The organism is Caballeronia eucalypticola (assembly GCF_047608185.1).
Classification (GTDB): domain Bacteria; phylum Pseudomonadota; class Gammaproteobacteria; order Burkholderiales; family Burkholderiaceae; genus Caballeronia.
Genome location: NZ_JBLKRU010000033.1, coordinates 68252 through 91406, shown reverse-complemented (window position 1 = coordinate 91406; position 23155 = coordinate 68252). Strand labels below are relative to the sequence as shown.

At 60.1% G+C, this 23155-nt stretch carries 18 protein-coding genes; 12 read left to right on the top strand and 6 right to left on the bottom strand.

Annotated features, from left to right (window positions below; translation table 11 throughout):
• A partial coding sequence (locus tag ACMX25_RS29275; protein WP_414953438.1) for an IS110 family RNA-guided transposase occupies positions 1-1259 on the bottom strand: 1259 nt, incomplete at its 3' end.
• Between the two features lie 709 nt (positions 1260-1968).
• On the opposite strand from ACMX25_RS29275, the gene ACMX25_RS29270 reads away from it, so the two are divergent.
• The 3 genes from ACMX25_RS29270 to ACMX25_RS29260 all read left to right on the top strand — a co-directional run bounded on the left by ACMX25_RS29270 (position 1969) and on the right by ACMX25_RS29260 (position 5721).
• Positions 1969-3264: an MFS transporter gene (locus ACMX25_RS29270; RefSeq protein ID WP_414953437.1), complete on the top strand. Its 1296-nt coding sequence runs from the start codon at positions 1969-1971 to the stop codon at positions 3262-3264.
• A gap of 182 nt (positions 3265-3446) precedes the next feature.
• Complete coding sequence (locus ACMX25_RS29265) at positions 3447-4355, top strand: SMP-30/gluconolactonase/LRE family protein (protein ID WP_414953440.1); 909 nt, start codon at positions 3447-3449, stop codon at positions 4353-4355.
• A gap of 145 nt (positions 4356-4500) precedes the next feature.
• Positions 4501-5721 carry a porin gene (locus ACMX25_RS29260; protein ID WP_414953436.1) on the top strand — a complete coding sequence of 407 codons (1221 nt, stop codon included), beginning with the start codon at positions 4501-4503 and terminating at the stop codon, positions 5719-5721.
• Between the two features lie 100 nt (positions 5722-5821).
• On the opposite strand, the gene ACMX25_RS29255 is transcribed toward ACMX25_RS29260, so the two are convergent.
• Positions 5822-6121, bottom strand: coding sequence for a VF_A0006 family four-cysteine protein (locus tag ACMX25_RS29255; RefSeq protein WP_414953435.1), 300 nt, complete (start codon positions 6119-6121; stop codon positions 5822-5824).
• Between the two features lie 444 nt (positions 6122-6565).
• Between ACMX25_RS29255 and ACMX25_RS29250 the strand changes: the two genes are divergently transcribed.
• Positions 6566-8467 carry a putative bifunctional diguanylate cyclase/phosphodiesterase gene (locus ACMX25_RS29250; protein WP_414953434.1) on the top strand — a complete coding sequence of 634 codons (1902 nt, stop codon included), beginning with the start codon at positions 6566-6568 and terminating at the stop codon, positions 8465-8467.
• A gap of 137 nt (positions 8468-8604) precedes the next feature.
• On the opposite strand, the gene ACMX25_RS29245 is transcribed toward ACMX25_RS29250, so the two are convergent.
• On the bottom strand, positions 8605-9492 hold the full coding sequence (locus ACMX25_RS29245; protein WP_414953433.1) for an SDR family oxidoreductase: 888 nt from the start codon (positions 9490-9492) through the stop codon (positions 8605-8607).
• Positions 9493-9769: 277 nt separating this feature from the next.
• Here ACMX25_RS29245 and ACMX25_RS29240 point away from each other — a divergent pair, with 277 nt between their 5' ends.
• Genes ACMX25_RS29240 through ACMX25_RS29230 form a run of 3 tightly spaced genes read left to right on the top strand, consistent with a single transcriptional unit; the run spans position 9770 to position 12997 of the window.
• Entirely contained in the window at positions 9770-10783 is a 1014-nt protein-coding gene (locus tag ACMX25_RS29240) for a succinylglutamate desuccinylase/aspartoacylase domain-containing protein (protein ID WP_414953432.1), read from the top strand.
• A 14-nt stretch (positions 10784-10797) separates the two neighbouring features.
• Complete coding sequence (locus ACMX25_RS29235) at positions 10798-12120, top strand: MFS transporter (protein ID WP_414953431.1); 1323 nt, start codon at positions 10798-10800, stop codon at positions 12118-12120.
• Positions 12113-12997 (top strand): MBL fold metallo-hydrolase, encoded by an 885-nt coding sequence (locus ACMX25_RS29230; RefSeq protein WP_414953430.1) that lies wholly within the window; start codon positions 12113-12115, stop codon positions 12995-12997. Before ACMX25_RS29235 ends, ACMX25_RS29230 begins: the two co-directional genes overlap by 8 nt.
• A 4-nt stretch (positions 12998-13001) precedes the next feature.
• Here ACMX25_RS29230 and ACMX25_RS29225 read toward each other — a convergent pair whose 3' ends face one another.
• On the bottom strand, positions 13002-13937 hold the full coding sequence (locus tag ACMX25_RS29225) for a LysR family transcriptional regulator (RefSeq protein ID WP_414953429.1): 936 nt from the start codon (positions 13935-13937) through the stop codon (positions 13002-13004).
• Between the two features lie 243 nt (positions 13938-14180).
• Between ACMX25_RS29225 and ACMX25_RS29220 the strand changes: the two genes are divergently transcribed.
• Both ACMX25_RS29220 and ACMX25_RS29215 read left to right on the top strand, forming a co-directional pair.
• Positions 14181-14987 (top strand): DeoR/GlpR family DNA-binding transcription regulator, encoded by an 807-nt coding sequence (locus ACMX25_RS29220; protein WP_414953428.1) that lies wholly within the window; start codon positions 14181-14183, stop codon positions 14985-14987.
• On the top strand, positions 14984-16135 hold the full coding sequence (locus ACMX25_RS29215) for an MFS transporter (RefSeq protein ID WP_414953427.1): 1152 nt from the start codon (positions 14984-14986) through the stop codon (positions 16133-16135). Before ACMX25_RS29220 ends, ACMX25_RS29215 begins: the two co-directional genes overlap by 4 nt.
• Before the next feature lie 1028 nt (positions 16136-17163).
• Here ACMX25_RS29215 and ACMX25_RS29210 read toward each other — a convergent pair.
• A complete protein-coding gene (locus ACMX25_RS29210) occupies positions 17164-17901 on the bottom strand; it encodes a DUF2968 domain-containing protein (RefSeq protein WP_414953426.1) in 738 nt (245 codons plus the stop codon).
• Positions 17902-18104: 203 nt separating this feature from the next.
• Positions 18105-18977, bottom strand: a complete 873-nt coding sequence (locus tag ACMX25_RS29205; RefSeq protein WP_158938927.1) for a LysR family transcriptional regulator — start codon at positions 18975-18977, stop codon at positions 18105-18107.
• A gap of 271 nt (positions 18978-19248) precedes the next feature.
• On the opposite strand from ACMX25_RS29205, the gene ACMX25_RS29200 reads away from it, so the two are divergent.
• From ACMX25_RS29200 to ACMX25_RS29190, 3 genes are all read left to right on the top strand, one after another.
• Positions 19249-20223, top strand: coding sequence for a sugar ABC transporter substrate-binding protein (locus ACMX25_RS29200; RefSeq protein ID WP_414953425.1), 975 nt, complete (start codon positions 19249-19251; stop codon positions 20221-20223).
• A 199-nt stretch (positions 20224-20422) separates the two neighbouring features.
• Complete coding sequence (locus ACMX25_RS29195; RefSeq protein ID WP_414953424.1) at positions 20423-22036, top strand: sugar ABC transporter ATP-binding protein; 1614 nt, start codon at positions 20423-20425, stop codon at positions 22034-22036.
• On the top strand, positions 22033-23034 hold the full coding sequence (locus ACMX25_RS29190; RefSeq protein WP_414953423.1) for an ABC transporter permease: 1002 nt from the start codon (positions 22033-22035) through the stop codon (positions 23032-23034). The genes ACMX25_RS29195 and ACMX25_RS29190 overlap by 4 nt, the downstream gene beginning before the upstream one ends.
• Positions 23035-23155: the final 121 nt, after the last annotated feature.

Below are 23155 nucleotides of genomic sequence, written 5' to 3'. Positions count from 1 at the left end.
ATGCTGCGCTGCCGTTGCTGTTCTTCGTAGTGCTGCTGGCCCTGATCGACGAAGGCTTCGCCCCGCGTGAGCATGAAGTACACAATACGGGCGAGCTTGTGGGCGACGGCGGTATTGGCGCGCGGCTTGTCCATGCGTGAGCACAACCGCCGATAAAACGCGCCGAGCGCCGAGTCGTTGCGCGACAGGCTCATGGCGGCCAGCTTGAGCGCCTGGCGCACCCGGTTGGTGGAGCGCCGGGTGCGCGCGCTGAGCACCTTGCCGCCGCTGACCTTGGTCCCAGGACACAGTCCGAGCCACGAACAGAAGTGCTTGACGTTGGCAAAGCGACTCAGGTCTGGGCCGATCTCCGAGAGGATCGTCATCACGGTGGTGACCGCCAGCCCGTTGATGCGCGTCAGGTCCACGCCCGCCCAGCGCGCCAGCGCGGTGCGTGCATCAAACTGCGGGGCGTTCTTGCCGCGCCGTTTGCCCGGCCCGTCCAGCTCGAGCTCGTGACGACCCAGTGGCACCAGCAACGCCTCGATCTTCGCGTCGCACTCGAGCACCCGCTGGGCCAGGCTGTCGACCATCGCCAGGGCCTGCCCGAGCACGAACAGGTGCTCCTCGCGCCAGTTGCCCGTCAGCGCCCGCTCGATGTCGGCCGCGCTGGCCTTGACGTGGCCGTTGCGATGCCGGGCCAGCACCCTGGGGTCACGCTCGCCGGCCACAATCGCCCGCACGATGGCCTGCCCGGTCATGCCCATCACGTCAGTGAGCACCTCGGTAAGCTGGAGGTTCATCTGCACCAGCGCCTTCTGCATGCGCATTACCCAGCTGGCTTGTTCGGCGAGCAGCACTTCGCGCTGACGCACTACCGCGCGTACCACGCAAACCTCATCGCCCGGGCGCCAGGCCGCGCGCAGCAGCCCCAGGCTCATCAGCTTCTGCAACCACTGGCAATCCTGCACGTCGCTCTTGCGGCCGGGCACGTATTTCATCTGCCGTGCATCGACCAGCCACACCACCAGTCCGCGCCGCTCCAGCACCTCGTAGACCGGGATCCAGTACACCCCGGTGGACTCCAGTGCGACGGTATCCACGCCACACGCGAGCAGCCAGTCGGCCATCGCGTTCAGGTCATCAGTCATCGCTCCGAATTCACGCACCGGCTCGTCATCGGCCTGTCGGGGCACCGCTACCCAGTGGCTCGAGCCGCCCACATCGATCCCCGCTGCGTTCGGGAACACCTCGTCTTCTTCTCGCTTGCGCATCGCCATGGCCTGCTCCAGAATCGTCAGTGAACGGCAGCGCCATGGGAGTCGTCGAAATTGACTCGATCTCCTGAACGGGATGCGGCTTGCGCCGCTCACCACTGTCGCCGACGAATCCCGGACCATGCTCTCTAGCGGGCTCACTGCGCGGCCTGCATGCCGCGAGCACGCACCATTGGTCTTGCGGTCATCGCAGCGCTGCCGTTCACCGGTATACCTCATCTCCGTTTCTCCGCCAACGCCGAGCCCGGCACGGGATTGGAATGCTCTTTAGCAATAGAGGCTTTACGAACGGCTTCCACCGGCGACCTGGATTACGAAATTCCAGGCTCAAACTGCCGCAGATTTCCGTTTGAAAGCCTCAGTAGAAGCCCGTTGTTGTCTGACATCATTTAACATTAAAGCAGCGTTCGCCCGCCCAAAACCCACGTCACACCACTCTCCGTCTGTGCAAAAAGCCCTAAAAATCCATGAAATTAAAAGCTTGCAGAAAATATTACTAGTGTAAACGCCGATACTCCGCGTATTGCGCGAGATAAGTCATCTGACATACGATGCGTTCACATTACTAACATAACTTACCGCGGCGATTGTTGCGCGTTGTCATCGCAACCCGAGTCGGTCGAATGAAGAACATCGAACGCGCACGCAGCGGTGTCAGCCAACCGAGCGGCCGACGAAAAAAAAGAACGCAAAGAAACGGAGACGAACCGACATGGCAATCAAGTTAAAAGGGCTGCGCTGGTGGATGATCGCCCTGCTGACCCTTGGCACCGTCATGAACTATCTGGCGCGCAGCTCGCTCAGCGTTGCCGCCCCCACGGTCATGCAGGACCTGCATATCAGCACGGCGCAGTACGGCTGGATCACCGGCGCCTTCTTCGTGATGTACCCGCTCGGCGGCCCGGTAACGGGCTACCTGATGGACCGCATCGGCTTGCGTTTCGGCTTCCTGATCTGCGGCGTCGCGTGGTCAGTCGTGTGTATCGCGCACGGCTTTGCAAACGGCTGGGTCGGCCTCTTCGTGCTGCGCGGTTTGCTCGGACTGGCCGAAGCTTCGTTCATCCCTGCCGGCATGCGCATGGCCGCGTTCTGGTTCCCGGCGCGGGAACGCGGGCTGGCTGCGGGTATCTTCAACATTGGCACATCGATAGGCGCCATTGCCGCGCCGCCGCTCATCGCCTGGTCGATCCTCAAGTACAACTGGGAAATGGCCTTCGTGATTGCCGGCTGTCTCGGCCTCGTATGGGCGGTGCTGTGGATCGTCTTCTACCGGCATCCGAGCGAACACAAGGCACTCACCGCGACGGAAGCGGCTTATATCGTCGAAGGTGAACACGCTGAACTCTCCGATAACGGCGCCAAACCCAACCTGCGCGCGATCTTCAAGCAACGCAACTTCTGGGGCATCGCCCTGCCGCGCTTTTTCGCCGACCCGGTGTGGACCACGCTCGTGTTCTGGATGCCGCTCTATTTGCATCAGGCACGCGGATTCGACCTCAAGGCGATTGCCATGACGGCATGGCTGCCGTTCGTCGCGGCGGACGTGGGCTGCCTGATGGGCGGATCGATTTCGCTGTTCCTTAACAAGCGCTTCAACATTGCCGTGATCAACGGCAAGCGCATCGTCTTCACGATCGGCGCAGTGATCATGACGGCCATGGCCGGCGTGGGTTATGTGAAAGACCCGGGCATGGCGATCTTCCTGCTGTGCCTTGGCGGCTTTGCGCACCAGACGCTTTCCGTCGCCGTCATTTCGATGTCCGCCGACTTGTTCCCGCGCCGCGAAGTGGCAACCGTGACGGGCTTTGCGGGATTGTCGGCGGGGCTCGGCAACCTGATTTTTACGCTCGTGATCGGCGGGCTGGTTGCGACCATCGGCTATGCACCGTTCTTCGTTGCGCTCGGCTTCGGCGACCTGATCGGCGTGGTCCTGCTCTGGACGCTGGTGCGCCCTGCGCTGGTCAACAGACGCGCCGACGCCAACCTGCCCAGTCCTGCCGGTGCCTAGCGCGCGGTCGCGGTACGTTGCCGGGCGTGAACCAAAACGTGCCTCGCACCCGCTGTCCTCCACCACTGCGCGACGCCGGTTTTGAACGCCGCGCGTGCGCCACATTCGCGCCGTATTCGTGCGACACCGCTCGCAGCAACGAGCGGGCTGTACTGGCTGCTGAGACCCTCGCCATGAACAACATGCAACCTGAAACACTGGCGTTCGAACGCCTCGAGGCCGCGGACCAGGCACCTTGCGAAGTGGGCGAAAGCCCGGTCTGGCGAGAACAGGAACAAGCGTTGTATTGGGTCGATATCCCTGCTCGAACGATCGCTCGCCTGATCGTGGGCGAAGCGAGGCGCACCGAGTGGCGCCTGCCTGAAAAGGTGGCCTGCATCACCTTCGACCGTCACGGCACCGTGCTCGCCGGATGCGAAACGGGACTCTTCGCGATTACGCTTTCTGACGCGCGCGAGGCAAGTGGCCGCAAGCTAGCCGCGCCCGTTTTTCCGCTGCCGGGCATGCGCTTTAACGACGGCCGCTGCGATCGTCAAGGCCGCTTCTGGGCCGGCACGATGGCGCAGGACATGGCTGCCGCCAACCCGTCGGGGTCGCTGTATCGATACGACGCTGAGGGCACACTTTCCGCACCTGTCGTCGACGGGCTGATCGTGCAGAACGGACTTGCGTGGTCGCCGCAAGGCACGACGATGTATCTCTCCGATTCGCATCCGGCGCGCAGGCTTGTCTGGGCTTTCGACTACGACATCGATACCGGCGAACCCCATAACCGCTGCGTCTTTGCCGACCTGAATCAGTTTGCGGGGCGCCCGGACGGCGCGGCGGTGGACGCCGACGGCTGCTACTGGACCTGCGCCAACGACGCGGGTCTGCTGCTGCGTTTTGCACCTGACGGCCGCCTGGACCGAAGCATCGCGTTGCCCGTCTCGAAGCCATCGATGTGCACGTTTGGCGGCCGCGAACTGGATACGCTCTTCATCACATCGATTCGTCCGTCAAGCGGCGCGAACGAACACGACGGTCATGTGCTTACGGTGCGTCCGGGTGTAAGCGGCGTGGCGGAATCCAGCTACGCAGGAGTTCTATAAGGATTACAGATGATTTTTCGGGCGGTTCGGGAGACATCGCCTGAAGGTTTTTGACGGTAAGAGATTTCGTTAAATGAGCAAGCAGGAAAACCCGCGACGTTGCTGGGCACGTCGCAATCAGTGATACAACAAGAGGAGATAAATCATGCAGTCACTTGATGTCAAGAAAGCGGTCAAAAAAACTGTACTAATTAGCCTCGCCACTCTCGCCTCGCCGGTCTTCGCTCAAAACAGCGTGACGTTGTACGGGATTATCGACGACTCCATTTCGTACCAGAGCAGCCAGACGTCGCTGGGTTCAAACAAGGGCGGACGCTCGAACATCAAGATGCTCTCCGGAGTCTGGGCGGGCAGCCGCTTCGGCCTCAAGGGGTCGGAGGACCTGGGTGGCGGAACCAAGACCATCTTCCAGTTGGAGTCGGGTTTTAACGCGGCGTCGGGTGGTCAGCAATACACGAACGCAATGTTCGGCCGGCAGGCATGGGTAGGCTTGACTAACCCGGTCTACGGTACGCTTACCGCGGGCCGCCAATACACGTCCTACTACAATCTGCTTTCGCCCTATAGCCCGACGACCTGGCTTACGGGCGCCTTCGGCGCGCATCCGGGCGACCTCGACGAAATGGACACCATTTATCGCGCGAATAATTCGCTCGTGTACACGTCACCGAAGTTCTTCGGCTTCACGGCCAGCGGTTCGTATTCGTTTGCCGGCGTTCCGGGCAGCGTGAACCAGGGCTCGACATGGAGCGGCGCGCTTCAATACATCAATGGTCCATTCGGGCTCGCAGCGGGCATTACGCGGATCAACAACTCGACCCCGGGCGGCGGCGCGTTTGGCGCAGATTCCACCACCAACTCTGCGGGCCAGTCCGGCGTATCGGCGATCACGAACGGTTATCAGACCGCTCAGGCACAGCAGCGCATTGCTGTCGCGGGCGGTTATACGTTCACGCAGACGCTGGATGTCTCGTTCACTTACTCGAACGTGCAATACATCCCGGGTATCAACTCGAACTTCAGGACCACGGAAATCTTCAATACGGGTGGCGCAGTGCTGCACTGGAAAGCACTGCCGCTGGTCGACCTCGCCGCCGGCTACAGCTACACGCGTGCGACGAAAGCCAACGGCATTACGAGTTCAGCGCAATACCAGCAATTCAACCTGTCCGAGTACTATTCGCTCTCTAAGCGCACCGGCCTTTATGCATTGCAGGCCTATCAGCGCGCGAACGGCAAAACGCTCGGCACGAGCGCGGGCAGCATCATCAATGCGACCGCATCGGTTGGCGACGGGTTCCAGTCTGCACCGTCGTCGTCCCCCAGCCAGTTTGCTGCGGGCGTAGGTATCATCCACCGCTTCTGATCGGTTGAAGTGACGCGGCGGGCTGCTCAGGCAGTGCGCCGCGTCTCCGTGGCGTATGACTTTGTTAAGCGTTCATCGACATGCTTAGGGCAACATCGACTCAACCGCCATTCGTCCGGCGACAGGCTAGCGCCACTTGTTGCGCAGCGTAGTCGTTCTCTATTCCTTGCAGGTTCTGAACCAGGCAGACGCGATAATTCTTTTCGTTGTTATTCAGGAAAGCGCTTTCCTTATAGAGCTTCCGGCACGACGATGTAATCAGATCGGTCGCTTGCCTGCTCCTTACTCCCTTGAGCGATTGCAGCACGCACTGGTTGTACGACGCGTCTCCGTCAAAGGCCATCGCGAGCCCCGGAGCTGCGATGGTGAACGCAATCAATGAGCAAATGCCACGCTTCATTTTTGTTCTCCAAGTCAAAATCCGTACGACAGGATGCGCCATTCGGGATCGCTAAAGCGCTAGCGTTCACGCAAGACCAAGCCGCCGCTTCATTCCTTGCATGTTACCTTCGGTCGCACGGAGCCTGTCATCAAGCCAATTCCGTCGTCATGCTGCGGCGCAAGACAAACGTCGATCCGTATTATTTCCCGGGGAGCTGATTTGCCTCTTGCAGACAAGGCCGCGCTAGAAATATCCCAGCTCACCCGCGTCCCTCCTAGGCTTGCCAAGCATTTTTGTCATAGCGCCGAATTGTTCCGCCCTCTGATACGCTTGCAACCCGCCTAAGTCATACAAGTGCAATATCATATTTATTCGGGCACCGGACACATTTACCGGGATAATCAAGCTCAGAAAAAAGCCAGTCGCGCCGATAACCAAGTACCTACCTATATTGCGCATGCTATGGCGTTTAGTGAACCGAGGTTGCCGTTTTTTAAATGGCTAGTAGGATCCGCTCAGGACCTGAGCGCAGAAAATCGACAGATATTGCTGTCGAACCTGTTCACCCGGACGGCGTCGATTGCGATGGCGTCAGTTTGCGAGATCAGCGTTTGCATCACCGCCTATTATCTTCATCCAAGCGTCCTCTACGCGGCATGGACGCTTGCAGTAATCGCGCTCCTGATCGTGCGCCTGTCCTTGATTGCCATCTGCTGCAGGCGCAGCGCACGTAACGAACCTACGCCAACATCGGCGTTCTTGCTTGCCAGTATCCTGTGGAGCGTGCTTCTCGGATTCGGCGCCCTCTTGTGCAATATCAGTGGAGACCAGACGCTTTTCCTGCTTGGCAACGTTTGCGCGGTTGGCGTGGTGGGCGGATTGGCCGGCCGTAACGCAGGCATACCCCGGCTTGTCCTGATCCAGATTTCTATCATCTTCACGCTGCTCGGCATCGGCGCCGCCATGTCCCCCGGCTCTGGGAAAATAGTCTTGCTATTCCAGGCACCGTTTTGCGCGGCTGGGTTTTTTACCGTTGCTGTCCGCAGCAACAAGGACACCGTTGCGCTGCTGCTCGCGCGGGAAACGAGTAATCGCCTTGCACGCCACGACAGTCTCACGGGCCTGCCAAACCGCGCCCGCATCAGCGAACTCCTGCTGAACCGTACCGATGCCGAACCCGCGGTCAGGCCCGGATCGTTCGCGGTGCTCCTGATCGATCTTGACGGTTTCAAGGCCATCAACGACAGCCTCGGGCACGCGGCCGGCGACCTCGTGCTTCAGGAATCCGCCAAGCGTTTGCGGGCGGTCTTGCGTCAGGGCGATGTAGTCGGCCGTCTCGCAGGCGATGAATTCGTCGCCATTTCCAGCGACTCTTCCATGAGCGAAGAGGTCCGGCTGCTGGCGGACCAGATTGTGAAAACCCTTGCGCGCCCGTTCGTACTGAACGAGGCGCTGGTGCGCATTGGCGCGAGTGTCGGGATTTCGCAGTATCCCGAGCACGGAGAAACGGGACCGCAACTCCTGATCTGCGCCGACCGTGCGTTGTATGCGGTTAAGCGTAGCGGCAAGAGCGCCTTTGCCGTATTCGATGCCAAGGCCCACGCCTCCGACGACAGCCTGAGCCTCCTGCGAAGCGACCTGGAAGGGGCGCTTCAATCATTTGGCAGCGGCTTGAGGATGGAATATCAACCCATCGTCAACCTGGCTAGCGGTGTAGTCACCGGACGCGAAGCGCTGGTTCGCTGGACCCATCCCACGAGGGGCGAATTGCCGCCCACGACCTTCGTTCCCATTGCAGAGCGGACGGGCCTGATCCTGCCGCTGGGGGAATGGGTGCTCCGACGTTCATGCGCGCAAGCGGCCTGCTGGCGCGAACCGGTTATCGTGGCGGTGAACGTATCGCCTGTGCAACTGCGTGAGGATTCGTTCGCGGACCTGGTTGCAACGGTCCTGCAGGAATCGGGGTTATCGCCTTCGCGGCTGAATATTGAGGTCACGGAAACCGTACTCATGAGCGACGATGTCCCGACACGGCGCAACGTGCAAAAACTTCGCGCGATGGGTATCGGGCTCGCGCTCGACGACTTCGGAACGGGCTTTTCGACGCTATCGAATCTATGCCGTTTTTCATTCGACACGCTGAAGATCGACAGTTCGTTTGTGCGTGAATCCGTGCATCGCCGAGAGTCGGCCGCAGTGATTCGCGGCATCGTCGCGCTGGCTCATGAGCTGGGCATTCCCACGACGGCCGAAGGTATCGAGACGCACGAGCAACTGAGCTTTGTCCGTGCCTCTGGATGTACCAGCGCACAAGGCTATTTCCTCGGCCGTTCCGAACGAGCGGAAAGCATCTCGCAAATTTGACGGGTTGGCGGGTACGCCGGACATCCGTTCTCAAACCAGATCCGCACGTGAAACGGTGAGCTTAGCGGCGTGAAGGGAATAAGCATGACGGCGTCCACGCAGGGCGCCGTCATGCTTCATGCTTTCAACGAACGTGCTTAGGCATACTGTGCTTCGTTAAGGTCAGCGATGAGAGTCGGACCGGTTGGGTGCCAGTCCAGCTTGTTCTGGGTCTGGGCACTGGAAGCCGGCATATCCAGACTGACGAACATTCCCATCCATCCAAAATGCGATGCTGCTTCATCCGGGGTGATCGACACTGCGGGCAAGTTCAGGCTCCGGCCAAGTGCCTCGGCAATTTCGCGGCTACTGATTCCCTCTTCGCCGACCGCGTGATAGCGCGCGCCCCGTTCGGCCTTCTCAATAGCGAGGCGGTACAGAAGCGCCACGTCGGAAAGATGGCCGGCGGGCCAGCGGTTGCGACCCTCGCCCACGTACGCGGAAACGCCTTTCTCGCGAGCGACGGCCACGAGCGGCGTGATAAGACCTTGCTTCAATGGGTTGTGAACTTGAGGGAGTCGCATCACCGACACGTTGACACCCGCTTCGAGGAGCACCTTGCCGGCTAATTCGGATGCGACACGCGGATTCGGATGATCGAAATTGCAGACATCCTCGGTCGCCAACTGGCCCGGTTCAGGGCTGCCCATGCCCGTCCCGGAGGTGATGATCAGAGGCCGGTCAGAACCCGCGAGCGCAGCGCCGAGCGCCTCGATTGCCCGCTTGTCCTTCTGGCAATTCTCCACGAATTTCGAAAAATCGTGATCGAATGCCGTGTGGATGACACCGTCTGCTTTCGCAGCGCCGCTGCGCAGGCTCTCCGGATCCTCCAGGGTTCCGTGATGCACTTCCGCCCCTGCGTTGATCAGCGCCTGAGCGCCCGCTTCCGAGCGCGTCATACCGATCACCTGATGACCGGCCTTGATAAGTTCGGGAACAATGGCCGCGCCAATAAAACCTGTCGCACCGGTAAGAAAAATACGCATGTTGAAATCTCCTGGGTTGTCGCCGCCACTATCCGGGCAATTCTGGTTCCATTGAAGTAGTGACATCATCCTATTAAAGGGATTAACAGGATCCCGGTGTCCTGCCGCGTGGTCGGATGCACCTTCTTGAGACCACCCTCGAAGCGTGATGCCTCCAGGGCATCACGCTCGCCATCAATCGGCATTGGCATAAATCACACCGATTTCCGATAGTACGGGCATCGCTGCGTCGTTTGCATTCGCCGCAGGCACTCAGCCCATACTCAGGAGACGAACCATGGCCACCGACCGATCCCGCATTTCGACGGATATCGATTTCGAACAAGAAGGCTTCCGGACCGGCACATTGCGCGTGCCGCATTCCGTCGACCGCTCGGCTTACGGGCACATTCCGATCCCGATCGTCGTCCTTAAACGCGGCGACGGCCCGACGGCGCTTCTCACCGGCGGCAATCACGGCGACGAATACGAAGGTCCGATTGCCCTGATGAAATTGCTGCAACGCATGCCGTCGATGCAAATCAGCGGTCGCCTGATCGTCGTGCCGGGTCTTAACTTTCCCGCGTTTCTCGCGGGGCGGCGAACCTCACCTATTGATGGCGCGAACATGAACCGCATTTTCCCGGGCCGTCGCGATGGCTCCATCACGGAGATGATCGCGCATTATGTGGACACCGAACTATTCCCCCGCGCCGATTTCGTCTTCGATATCCACGCGGGCGGTGCGTCGTTCGATCATCTGCCGACGCTGCTGGTGGCGCCACCCGTCGATGTTGAGCAACGGCGTGAATATAAGCGGATCGTCGATGCGTTCGCCGCGCCCAACGCGATGGTCATGGACCTGCTAGGCGAGGATCGTACCTATGGCGCCGCGATCGAAAGTCAAGGGAAGCTGTTTCTGTGCGGCGAATTCGGCGGCTATGCAACCTGCAATCCGCAAGGCCTGGCGATCGTGGAGGAAGGTCTGCAGCGGGTACTTGCGGCACTCGGCATCTGCGCCAGCGAACCGCTGCCGGCACCGCGTTACGACACACGATGGCTGCACGTTGACGGCGAGCGGCATTACGTCTTCGCGGCCACACGCGGGATCTTCGAGCCGGTATTCAAACTCGGCGACCGCGTGAGCGCCGGCGATCTGGCCGGACGCATCTTCGATGCGCATGCGCCGTGGGCCAAGCCCGTCGAATTGACGTTTCGCACCGAAGGCGTGGTCGTCATCGTGCGTTCATTTGCAAGCGTCGAGCCGGGCGATTGTGTTGCGCTCGTGGCAGCCGACACAGGCAAGCAATGAACCCGGAGATGCCCATGTCCGCCATCCCCCTGACCGAAGGCATCGACGCGCGCGACGCGCTGTACAGAAAGATCACGTGGCGCTTGCTGCCGTTCCTGACGCTCTGCTACATGCTCGCGTATCTCGACCGCATCAACATCGGCTTCGCGAAGCTGCAGATGCAAAGCCAGCTCTCGTTCTCCGACGCAGCCTACGGGATCGCGGCGGGCATCTTTTTTATCGGCTACGTACTGTTCGAGATTCCCAGCAACCTGCTGTTGCCGAGGATTGGTGCGCGAAAAACACTATCGCGCATCATGGTGCTGTGGGGCATCACGTCCGCATCCATGCTGTTCGTCCGCGACATCCGCACGTTCTATGCGCTGCGTTTCCTGCTGGGTGTGTTCGAAGCAGGCTTCGCACCGGGAATGGTGCTCTATCTGACGTACTGGTACGCGCCATCGCGCACCGCTCGCGCGATGGCCGTCGTGATGTGGGCTGGACCGATAGGCGGCGTTATCGGCGGACCGTTGTCAAGCTGGGCAATGACCACGCTGGCGGGCACGCATGGACTCGAAGGATGGCAGTGGATGTTTATCATCGAAGGCCTGCCGTGCTGCGTGCTGGGCGTGGTTGCATTCTTCTTCCTCGATGATCGTCCGCAACACGCAAGCTGGCTCTCCGATGAAGAAAAGGCCCTGCTTGGCCGCGATCTCGATGCACAACACCTGAACCGCGCGGCGAGCGAAGCGCGGCATCAATCATTGAGAACGGTTGTCTCCGACCCGCGCGTACTGACGCTTGCCTTCAGCAATTTTTGCGTCATCGCAGGAATTTATACGGTGAGTTTCTGGCTGCCTGCGATCCTCAAGACCGCAGGCGTTGCCGGCACCATGGCGATAGGTCTGTGGTCGTCCTTACCTTATGTTGCAGCCATTGTCGCGATGGGTTGGCTGTGCCGCAGCTCGGACCGTCGTAACGAACGCCGCCGCCATAGTGCGCTCGCCAGCATCGTGGGGGCTATCGCGCTTGCCATCGCCGGGTTGTACCCGGGCAAGCTCGGCATCGCACTGCCGGCCATTGCGCTGTCCACCGCCATGCTCTGGGCGTCATACACTGTCCTGTGGGCGCTGCCTGCGGGGTATCTGGGCACCGCGGGGGCTGCGGGCGGGATTGCCTTCATCAACATTTGCGGCGCGCTTGGCGGCTTCGCGAGTCCAATCATCATCGGCGTCGTGAAGACGCTCACCGGCGATATGCAGGCCGGCATGTTGACGATCGTCGCCATCGCGTTCGCCGGCGCGGTCGCGATGCTCCTTAATCCTATCGAGTCACGAACGGAGACCCCTCATGGATGAACCATCGACGACTTATCGCGTTGGCGACGCGTTGATCACGCGCGTGATTGAACAGCAGTTTCAGTTCAAGACGGACAAGCTGTTCGCCGATTTCGATCCCGCCGTGATTCAGGAACATCACGCTTGGCTCGCTGACGGACAAGTCGATGCAGCCGCCGAACACTTCGTTCTGAGCGTCAACACGTGGGTATTGCGAATAGGCGGCAAGGTCATTCTGGTGGACACCGCTAGCGGCAATCATAAGGACCGTCCATTCAGCGCCCTTTTCCACCAGTTGAATACGCCCTATATCGAGCGGCTTGCGCGCTCCGGAGTGAAGCCCGAAGAAATCGATTTCGTGCTGCTTACGCATCTGCATGTGGACCACGTAGGCTGGAATACTCGGCTCGATAACGGCCGTTGGCTGCCCACTTTTCCCAACGCGCGTTACGTTTTCCCACGCGCCGAGCGGGAGTTCTTCGACACGCCGGCTGGCGAGAGCCGGCGTATGGTTTTCGACGACAGCGTGCTGCCGGTGATCGACGCGGGCCTCGCGGAAGAAGTCGGTCCGGAGGGCGGCGAATATCTGCCGGGCATCCGCTTTCATCCGACACCCGGTCACAGCGCCGGACACATGTCGATAGAAATTGAGTCCGCGGGTGCGCACGCGCTTTTTAGCGGCGACGTATGGCATCACCCGATCCAGGTCTATCGCCCGGCGTGGAGTTCGGTGTTTTGTGCCGACAAGGATCGCGCAACTATCTCGCGTCGATGGGTACTCGACCGCGCGGTCGAAACGGACGCGACGGTGTTCACGCCGCACTTTGCCGGGACATCGGCGGGTGTTGTGGATGTTTCAGCGCAGAGCAAGGGCGGCTTTGCGTGGCGCTTCGTGTGACGAACTACTGCTGCTGTTTAACGGCCAAGTTATGACTCTCGTCGCTCAAATCGGGCTGCAGCATCGTGCCGAGAACGCGAAGCAATCGCTGCAATGCTGCATTTGGATTGGTCTCCAGATACGCGAACGCCAGCGGCATCTGCACCGATAGATCGGTGAAGCGCACGAACTGCGCACGCGCCGGCGGCCGCCCGAGATTCGCAGCATTGACGATAGCGGCGCCCATGCCCGCGGAGACAAGCGACAGAATTGCCGCCTCGGTCGGCACTTCCTGCACCACGTCTAATGTCAATCCTGCTTCGCTGCAGGCGCTGACCAGCATGTCGTAATACGCCGGGTACGTTGCCCGCGGAAAACAGACCACTGGTCGGCCATTCAGGTCACGCGCGGAGATGGGCTGGCCCTCCTGAAAATTCCAGCTTCGCGGTACGGCGGCCACCACATCGTCGAAAGCAAGAGGCAACACATGCAGCGCGCGCGGAAGCTCGCCGTAGGTGTAGATGAACCCGCCATCGAGCGTCCCGGCCAGGATCTCGGCAACCTGCTCCGGCGTGTTCATGGGCGCCAGATGGATGCTCACCTCGGGCGCTTCGCGCTGAAAATTGTTGAATGCATCGGGGACCAAGCCATCCCAACTTGCATTCTCGACTACCCCGAGCCGCAACGTTCCCTGAAGCCCTGATGCAACCAGTCGCACGGCGTGCGTCGCCGACTCGAGAATGCCGAGCGACTTGCGAACTTCGCGCAGGAATAGTTCGCCGGCGACAGTCAGCTTGACACCCTGCGGCGTGCGATCGAAAAGCCGGGCGCCCAGCATCTGTTCAAGATCCTGTATCTGGCGGGTAATCGCCGGCTGCGTGACATTGATGCGCTCGGCGGCCAGCCGGAAGCTCTGATTGTCGGCGACCGCCGCGAAATACCTCAGGTGTCGTAGTTCCACGTTTCTTCCCTTATCTGTCGCGCCCGTCCGTGCAAATGGCCGGATTAAGCTCGTCACATGATGATCGCATCCTAATCTCGCAGTCCCGCAGTCCCGCAGTCCGTTAGGTCGCGGTCAATGCGAACGCGTCGGCGAGGAAATACGGGCATCAAAATTCTTGCCGGCGCCTGCTCGTTCATGATAATTTATGCTCGTTTATGAGCGATATACGATGAATGAGCAATCCAAATAGAGACCAACAACATGCAAAGAACCCGGCGTGATGCCGTAGACGGGTTGCTTCCCGACGAACGCGCAAAGCTGATACTCGACCGTCTACGGTCGCATGGCCGCGTGCTGGCGGCCGGACTCGCGCTCGAATTCAACACCTCCGAGCACACGATTCGCCGCCATCTGCGTGATCTGGCCGACGCCGGTCATTGCAAGCGCGTGTATGGCGGCGCATTGCTGATCTCGCCCGCTGCGCCGGCCGGGTCCACTCGTCTGCGCGAAGCGGCTGATCGAAAGGCGCAACTGGCCGTTGCGGCGGCGTCCATTGTGCGGCCGGGGCAGCACATCCTGCTCGATGCCGGGTCGACCAACGTCGCTATTGCGGCGGCGCTTCCGGAAAACGCCGGCTTGACTGTAGTGACCAATTCCCCCGATGCCTGCTCGCGTTTGCTCGATCGTCCTGGCTTCGATGTCATTCTGATTGGCGGCCGAATGAGCGCGCGCGGAGCGGGTTCTCTCGGGTCCACTGCCCTTCTGCAGGTCCAGCAAATCAAGGCCGACCTCTGTTTTCTCGGTGCGTGTGCGATGGACCCCGACGAGGGCGTGGCTGCGTTCGAGGCGGAGGAAGCCGAGCTTAAACGCGCGATGGTCAAATCGAGCGGTCAGATCGCCATTGCTATGACGTCGGAGAAACTGATGACCGCAGCGCCTTTTTTTGTGGTGGCAAGCTCCGGCGTCGAGCATCTGATCGTGGAGGCGGACATCTCCGCGCAGCGGCTAAGCGAGTTCGAAAAGATCTGCGGCAATGTGATCGTGGCTCATTCAGGAGCTCAATCATGAGACCCGTTGCTGAACGTATTGCCACCACTGCTGTATTTCTCGCAAACGGGCTGGGCATTGGTGCGTGGGCCGTTGAAGTCCCACGGATCAAGGAAGCTTTATTGCTAAGCGATACCTCGCTTGGAATCGCATTGTTCTGTTTTGCGTTGGGCGCAATTGTCGCCATGCCGCTTGCGGGCAGGCTGGCGCCGCGATTTGGAAGCGGCCGCGTCACCGCATTCCTGGGCGTTGCATTCGTGGTTGCACTGCCCTTGCCTGCGCTGGTCCCGGACTTCGCTTTGTTATGCGTGGTGCTCTTTGCCTTAGGCGCTGCGAATGGGGCACTCGATGTATCGATGAACGGACACGCCAGCGCAATTGAAGGCGAATGGCGGGCACCGATCATGTCGTCGTTTCATGCAGCCTGGAGCATGGGCGGTTTGATAGGTGCAGCAGGAGGCGCGGCGCTTCAGGCCAACGGTATCGGCTCGATAGGCGGATTATTGCTGCCCGATGTTGTTATTGGTGCGCTTGTTTTGACCGGCGCTGTATTTGCGCTGAGGGATATTGGACCGAGGGTGTTGGCGTCGGCTAGCGGTTTTGTCTTGCCTAGCGCGGGCGTCATGAAACTCGCTGCCCTCGCCTTTCTCTGCATGTTGGTCGAAGGCGCGGTGGCGGACTGGAGCGCGGTGTTCTTACGCTCGGCACTCGATACGCAGGCAAGTGCAGCAGCGCTCGGCTATTCGTCATTTGCGTTCGCGATGGCGGCATGCCGGATAGTCGGAGATGTATCGGTTCGGCGCTTAGGCGCAAGTGTCGTGGTCGCGAGTGGCGGGTTTATTGCAGCCGTCGGGTTGGCGCTAGTACTTGGCTATCCAAACGTGGTTACCGCTTGTGTGGGATTTGCCTTGGTTGGAATCGGGTTGGCTAATATTGTGCCGGTCATTTTTAGTGCCGCGGGGCGCTCAACGGCAACGCCGGCGGTCGGTGTTTCCATGGCCGCCACGGCGGGTTATGCCGGCTTTCTGGTGGGACCGCCGCTGATTGGACTGGGCGCTGGTTTTGTGGGGCTGCGGTTAGCGTTGTGTGCGCTTTTGCTAGCCGTGGTCATTGTCTGTCTGGTGGGCGGCAAGGCCGTGAGTCGGGTTAGCGTCAAGGAAGCTTATTGATCATGCTGTTTTTTTCGTTCGCACTCGGGGGTGGGTGCGGGGTGGTTCTGAGGTTAGCGGGCAGGGTTCGGGGTGGGTGCCAAGTTCTTGCGTTAGCGGTCTGGTTCATTGCCGGGTTGCTGCTTTTCAGGTCTTCGCGAGTTATGTGCTAGCTGATCTCTTTATCACTATTAGCCACTGCGCGTGGCGGCGCGTCATTTCTTTGTCCAAAGCGACAAAGAAACGAAGCAAAGAAAACGCTTTCACCGCTCTAAAAATTAAGTGTCCACAGCGTGCAGTTCCATTTCATGGGTACCCCAAAAGCACGGTGCTCGCCAGAGCGGAGGATGTGTGAACCCCTCCTTCTCGCGAATCCTGACAGTAAAACGCTTCGCCCCGTACGCTCTCGGGCCAGCACTAGCGACTGAACCTGCCCAAGGAGCGCCCCGCGCTATCCGCGGAAAACCAACCTCCAAATTTGGATGCATGCCGAACCATTTTTTAAACCACCGAGAAATGGTTCGGCAGAATGCGTGAGGCCTAACCCGCAAAATAACAATGCAAACTCATAGCTAACCCGCGAAGCCCACAGCGGCAAATACGCGTGAGGCCCTGCGGGAACGTGGGGCACTGGTGCTTGCCCGAGAGCGTACGGGGCGAAGCGTGTTAATGTCAGGATTCGCGAGAAAGAGGGTTTCAAACATCCGTGGCTCTGGCGAGCACCGTGCTTTTGGGGTACCCATGAAATGGAACTGCACGCTGTGGACACTTAATTTTTAGAGAGGTGAAAGCGTTTTCTTTGCTTCGTTTCTTTGTCGCTGTGGACAAAGAAATGACGCGCCGCCACGCGCAGTGGCTAATAGTGATAAAGAGATCAGCTAGCACATAACCCGCGAAGACCTGGAAAGCAGCAACCCGGCAATGAACCAGACCGCTAACGCAGAACCCGTGCAACCTGGCATTGACCCCGACCGCTAACCCGGAACCTGCGGAACCGAGCACCGCCCCCAACCACTAAACCCAACACCCCGGAAACCAACCAAAACAAGTCACCTAGCCAACGGCATTAAATCCCCATCCGTCTGACGCTGAAGATCCTGCACCTTGCTCTGCAATGCCCGCAATTCAGCTTGGGCCGCATCCTGCTGCGTCCGCAACGTGACAATAGCTGCCTGCTGTTCCGCCTGCCGATCCACCACCTGGCTTTGCTGCGCGCGCGCCACATCGACATCAGCCTGCAAGCGGTTCGCCCGGTTCTGCTGCAAGGCAATCAACCGATCCGCGTACGCGTTTTCAGCCTCCAGCTTCTCGCGACTGATTTCCGAAGCAGCAAGCTGGGCCGTGGACTTAGCGAAGTCCGCATAAACCGCTTCGGCACGCGTATCGGTCTGCGTCTTGATCACCCGCCAAAACTTCTTTTGCTGAAACAGCGCGACGTAGTAAGTCATCTGATCCGGATAGAACAACATGCTCGCGCCATAACTGCCGTTATAGGTCGTGCGCATTTCCATGACCTTGCCATCGCGGATCATCTGCTGCAATTCGGTAATGCTGCCGTTAACGCCATTCCCCGACGCCTGCGGTTCGTCTGCCGCACCGTTGGCCAGCAAGCCGCGCCGCGCACTTGCGTCGCCAAGCGCATTCCCCGGCCCCGACGACGAATCCTGTCCCGCAGGCATCGCCGCCAGTGCAGAAGTTGTAGCGGTGAGAGCGGCGAGCGCCACCGTGCAGACCACCGCGCCAACCCACAGAACGCCCCCGCGCCGCCATTTATTTTTGTATTTCATGGATTTTCCGAGTTCTTTGAACAAAGCGAAACCGACCGGATTATGGCAGATAGAATGCCCCGATATTCATTGACCACATTCAAAAATCGCGCTCTTTGAATGGAAATCGAAGCACTGGATAATCGCCGGGTTCAGTGAACCGCTTGTGGCACGTGTGTGGAAACCCGCGCGCCTTAACGCAAGCCTTGTCGTCGCAGCCTAAGTCACCTGAAAATATCGGCGACCAGATTCGACACCGCCCGTATGCGCTCGCTGCCGCGCAGCGCCGGATGCAAGACCATCCATACATCCTGGTCCAGCTCCCTGATATGCGGTTCGATGCACACCAGATCACTGGTCGTGTCGCCCGCCAGTTGCGCGAGCACGCCCAGGCCCGAGCCGCCCAGCACGCCATCGAATACGCCCAGCACGTAACTGCTGCGAAGGCTCGGCGCGGGCGCGCCCGGCAATGTCTTGAGCCAGCGAGCTGCAGGATGATCGCCCCGACGCTCGTCGTAACCGACGAATGACAGCTTGCTCCATTCCTTCTTCTTGATCGCCACCTTGTGACGAAGGTAATAGTCCCGCGATGCATATAAACCAAAGCGGACCTTGCCGATCCGGCGTACATACAAGTCTCCCTCGTCCGGACACTCCGACCAGATGGCAATGTCCGCTTCGCGACGGGCAAGGTTATACGGCTGCTGCGAGGTCAGCACTTCAATGGCCAGTCCGGGAAACCTTTCCTGGAACGAACCCAGTAACTTCATCAGGATGTAGGACATCCACTCGACCGCATTGATCCTGACCGTCCCCTCAAGACCATGAGAACCGGTGACATCCCCGGCCCGTTCGATCTGATGCGCGAGCGTCTCCATCTGCTCGGCCCATGCAAGCACCCGCTGCCCGAACGCAGTCACAGCACACCCGGAAGGCACGCGGTCAATCAGGGGTTCACCTAGTCTTCTTTCCAGCTCCGTCAAGCGGCGCGACAACGTCGCCGCGCTAAGATCGCATGCCGCGGCCGCCGATCTCATGGTTCCTTCACGGGCGATGGCGAGCAAAAGCCGCAGGTCGTCCCAGTCAACGTGTTCCATTTTTGAAACGCTCGCTTTCGATTTTAGACGTAGCATATCGCGAATCGCGAGGATAGCATTAGACCCGGATGGGCTGGATTGCCGCTTGATTCACGCTACGGCTCATGCATCGGGTTTTCACGTATTGGCGTTAAAGCGATGCGGCAACGAGCATGGCCTTTCAACCTGATTTACTGACTCACCGACTTAGCGATTAATTGACTAACTGACTAAGCGACTCGACGGCTATTCCCTAAGTAGACCGAAGAGCGAACTAATTAACGGAGACTTTATGACCCGCAAGGCCAACCCAGCACGGCGCCGCGTACTCGCTGCAACCGCAGCAACTGCAGTCGCAGCCGCATTCTCGCTCTTGCCTGTCTCGTCGGCATTCGCTCAAACGGCGAAAAAACCCGTCGTCGCCCTCGTGATGAAGTCACTCGCCAATGAGTTCTTCCTCACCATGGAAACCGGCGCCAAAGACTATCAGGCTCATAACTCGAGCAAGTTCACGCTCATCTCGAACGGCATCAAGGACGAAACCGATACCGCGAACCAGATTCGCATTGTCGAGCAGATGATCGTCTCGAAGGTCGATGCGCTCGTGATCGCCCCGGCTGATTCGAAGGCCCTCGTTCCGGTCATCAAGAAAGCCGTGGATGCAGGCATCATTGTGGTGAATATCGACAACCAGCTTGATCCGGAGGTGCTCAAGTCGAAAGACCTGAACGTGCCGTTCGTTGGACCGGACAACGCAAAGGGCGCGCGGCTGGTCGGTGATTACCTGGTCAAGAAACTGAAGGCTGGCGACGAAGTCGGCATTATCGAAGGTGTGTCGACCACGACGAACGCACAGCAACGCACGGCCGGCTTCAAGCAGGCGATGCAAGCAGGCGGCATGAAAGTTGTTGCGCTGCAATCGGGCGACTGGGAAATCGACAAGGGCAATGCGGTGGCATCGCAGATCCTGAACGCGAACCCGAACATCAAGGCGCTGCTCTGCGGCAACGACAACATGGCGCTCGGCGCGGTGGCTGCGGTCCGGGCGGCCGGTAAAGCAGGCAAGGTGCAGGTCGTGGGTTACGACAACATCAACGCCATCAAGCCGATGCTCGCCGACGGCCGGGTGCTCGCGACCGCCGATCAATACGCCGCAAAACAAGCGGTATTTGGTATCGACACGGCTTTGAAAGCGCTCTCCGCGCATCAGAAGCAATCGGAATTGTCGAGCGTGGTGGAAACGCCGGTTAACCTCGTCACCAAGTAAGCGCGTCAAATTATGCGTCGTCGCGGTGAGCCGTGACGACCCATTCATGTATGCCTGAATGCTGCAAGCAGCGTAGAGTATTCCGACGCGCCCGGCTTTAGCTTCTGAGCTTCAAATGTTCAAACGCGTAGTGCGCCCCGGCCATCAACAGGCGGGGCGGAACTCGCATTCCAGTACCCGCCCTAGCCTCTCATAAGCGATGCCCAGTCCAAACGTTCCTCCCGCCGACATAGCGCCGGTGCTGACCATTCACGGGATCGGCAAGACCTACGTCGAGCCGGTGCTCGCGGACGTCTCGCTCCATTTGCGTCCCGGCGAAGTGCTCGCGCTGACAGGCGAAAACGGCGCCGGCAAGAGCACGCTCTCGAAGATCGTAGGCGGCCTTGTCACGCCCACCACCGGCTCCATGCAGCTCGGTGGCATCTCGTACGCGCCGGCAAGCCGCGGCGACGCCGAAGCGCTCGGCGTGCGCATGGTGATGCAGGAACTGAACCTGCTGCCCACGCTGTCGGTTGCTGAAAACCTCTTTCTGAATCGTCTGCCAAAACGCGGACTCGGCTGGATCGATCGCACGACGCTGCGCGAAGACGCGCGTCAGGCGATGGCCCAGGTCGGACTCGATGCTATCGACCCGGATACGCTCGTGGGCGAACTCGGTATCGGCCATCAGCAGATGGTCGAGATCGCGCGCAACCTGATTGGCGATTGCCGTGTGCTGATCCTCGATGAACCCACCGCCATGCTCACGGCGCGCGAAGTCGACCTGCTGTTCGAGCAAGTCGAGCGCCTGAAATCGCGCGGTGTTGCGCTGGTGTATATCTCGCATCGGCTGGAGGAATTGACGCGCATCGCCGAACGCGCGGCTGTGTTGCGCGACGGGCGCCTCGTGCACGTCGACGCCATGCGCAACCTCACCAGCGACAAGCTCGTCACGCTCATGGTCGGACGCGATATTGGCGAGCGCATCGACCTCGGCGAACGCCGGATTGGCGCGACCGCACTCAAGGTCCAAGGCATGACGCACGGCCACGCCGTGCGCGACGTATCTTTTGAAGTAAAAGCCGGCGAGATCTTCGGCATCAGCGGTCTGATCGGCGCAGGCCGGACCGAACTCATGCGGCTGATCTACGGCGCGGACCGGGCGGATAGCGGCAGCATCTCGATCGCGCATCGCGGTGCGGCGCTCAAGACGGTCAGCATCAAGTCACCTTCCGATGCTGTGAACCAGGGTATCGCGCTCATCACCGAAGACCGCAAGGGCGAAGGTTTGTTGCTGCCTCAACCCATTGCCGCGAACATTTCGCTTGGCAATATCGGGGCAGTATCGAAGCATGGTTTTATCGATGCCCGCCGCGAGACCGCACTCGCGCAGAAGCAGATCGACGCCATGCGAATCCGCACATCGAGCGCCGCGCAACCCGTGTCCGAACTCTCGGGCGGCAACCAGCAGAAGGTCGTGATCGGCCGCTGGCTCGCTCGCGATTGCACCGTCCTGCTCTTCGATGAACCCACGCGCGGCATCGACGTCGGCGCCAAGTTCGACATCTACGCGCTGATGGGCGCCCAGGCTCGCGAAGGCCGCGCGCTGGTGGTCGTCTCAAGCGACCTGCGCGAGTTGATGCTGATCTGCGACCGGATCGGCGTGATGTCGGCGGGACGCATGACCGGCGTCTTCGAACGCGATAACTGGTCGCAGGACGCGTTGCTCGCCGCAGCGTTCGCGGGTTATGCAGCCCGGGATAAAATCCTCAACGAATCTATTGAACCGGGCGCCGAGACGCCGGACACCCCTATCACGGAGCACCAGTCATGACTGCACAAACAACGACGCCAAAAACGCAAACGGAGCCGCCCAAGAGCGCGAAGCCGATCGGCACGCGGCTGGGTTTCTCGAACTACCTGGGCCTGATGGGTGCGTTGATCGCGATGATCGCGCTGTTCTCCGTGCTGAGCTCGCACTTCCTGAGCTACGACACCTTCAGCACCATCGCGAATCAGATTCCCGATCTGGTGGTGATGTCGGTCGGCATGACGTTCGTGCTGATAATTGCGGGTATCGATCTGTCAGTGGGATCGGTCCTGGCCCTGGGCGCGGCAGTGACCAGCGTCGCCGCGTTGCAATGGCACTGGGGAGCGCTGCCGTCCGCGTTGCTCGGCATGGCCGGCGCGGCGCTTACCGGCTGCGTGACCGGCGCCGTGACGGTGGGGTGGCGCATCCCTTCGTTCATCGTCTCGCTGGGCGTGCTGGAAGCGGCACGCGGTCTTGCTTACCAGATGACGAACTCGCGCACGGCGTATATAGGCGATGCCTTCGACTTTCTCTCGAACCCCATCGCGTTCGGCATTTCTCCTTCGTTCCTGATTGCTATCGCCGTGATGGTCGTGGCGCAGCTCGTGCTGACCCGGACGGTTTTTGGCCGCTACCTGGTCGGCATTGGCACCAACGAGGAAGCCGTGCGCCTGGCCGGTGTCAACCCGCGGCCGTACAAGGTCATCGTGTTTGCGCTGATGGGCCTGCTCTCGGGACTTGCCGCGCTGTTCCAGATTTCCCGCCTTGAAGCGGCCGATCCTAATGCCGGATCAGGAATCGAACTACAGGTGATCGCCGCAGTCGTGATCGGCGGGACGAGTTTGATGGGTGGACGCGGCTCTGTTATCAGCACATTCTTTGGTGTCCTGATCATCTCGGTGCTCGCAGCCGGCCTCGCGCAGATAGGCGCGAACGAGCCGACCAAGCGGATCATCACTGGCGCGGTGATTGTGGTGGCAGTCGTGCTGGATACGTACCGCAGCAAACGGCGCATCATGTAAGCGTGCGCCGCGCCCTCATTCGAAGCATTCGTGCGGTTGAGCTTTGGATCGTTGATTTGCGCTTGGCACGCACACCATGGATGCCTGAAGAAATGCATCCCTATTATTCGCGATATCGGTA

Coding starts and splice junctions, on each gene's coding strand:
- ACMX25_RS29270 (WP_414953437.1), top strand. CDS start 1,969: ATGGCAATCAAGTTAAAAGGGCTGCGCTGGTGGATGATCGCCCTGCTG.
- ACMX25_RS29265 (WP_414953440.1), top strand. CDS start 3,447: ATGCAACCTGAAACACTGGCGTTCGAACGCCTCGAGGCCGCGGACCAG.
- ACMX25_RS29260 (WP_414953436.1), top strand. CDS start 4,501: ATGCAGTCACTTGATGTCAAGAAAGCGGTCAAAAAAACTGTACTAATT.
- ACMX25_RS29255 (WP_414953435.1), bottom strand. CDS start 6,121: ATGAAGCGTGGCATTTGCTCATTGATTGCGTTCACCATCGCAGCTCCG.
- ACMX25_RS29250 (WP_414953434.1), top strand. CDS start 6,566: ATGGCGTTTAGTGAACCGAGGTTGCCGTTTTTTAAATGGCTAGTAGGA.
- ACMX25_RS29245 (WP_414953433.1), bottom strand. CDS start 9,492: ATGCGTATTTTTCTTACCGGTGCGACAGGTTTTATTGGCGCGGCCATT.
- ACMX25_RS29240 (WP_414953432.1), top strand. CDS start 9,770: ATGGCCACCGACCGATCCCGCATTTCGACGGATATCGATTTCGAACAA.
- ACMX25_RS29235 (WP_414953431.1), top strand. CDS start 10,798: ATGTCCGCCATCCCCCTGACCGAAGGCATCGACGCGCGCGACGCGCTG.
- ACMX25_RS29230 (WP_414953430.1), top strand. CDS start 12,113: ATGGATGAACCATCGACGACTTATCGCGTTGGCGACGCGTTGATCACG.
- ACMX25_RS29220 (WP_414953428.1), top strand. CDS start 14,181: ATGCAAAGAACCCGGCGTGATGCCGTAGACGGGTTGCTTCCCGACGAA.
- ACMX25_RS29215 (WP_414953427.1), top strand. CDS start 14,984: ATGAGACCCGTTGCTGAACGTATTGCCACCACTGCTGTATTTCTCGCA.
- ACMX25_RS29210 (WP_414953426.1), bottom strand. CDS start 17,901: ATGAAATACAAAAATAAATGGCGGCGCGGGGGCGTTCTGTGGGTTGGC.
- ACMX25_RS29205 (WP_158938927.1), bottom strand. CDS start 18,977: ATGGAACACGTTGACTGGGACGACCTGCGGCTTTTGCTCGCCATCGCC.
- ACMX25_RS29200 (WP_414953425.1), top strand. CDS start 19,249: ATGACCCGCAAGGCCAACCCAGCACGGCGCCGCGTACTCGCTGCAACC.
- ACMX25_RS29195 (WP_414953424.1), top strand. CDS start 20,423: ATGCCCAGTCCAAACGTTCCTCCCGCCGACATAGCGCCGGTGCTGACC.
- ACMX25_RS29190 (WP_414953423.1), top strand. CDS start 22,033: ATGACTGCACAAACAACGACGCCAAAAACGCAAACGGAGCCGCCCAAG.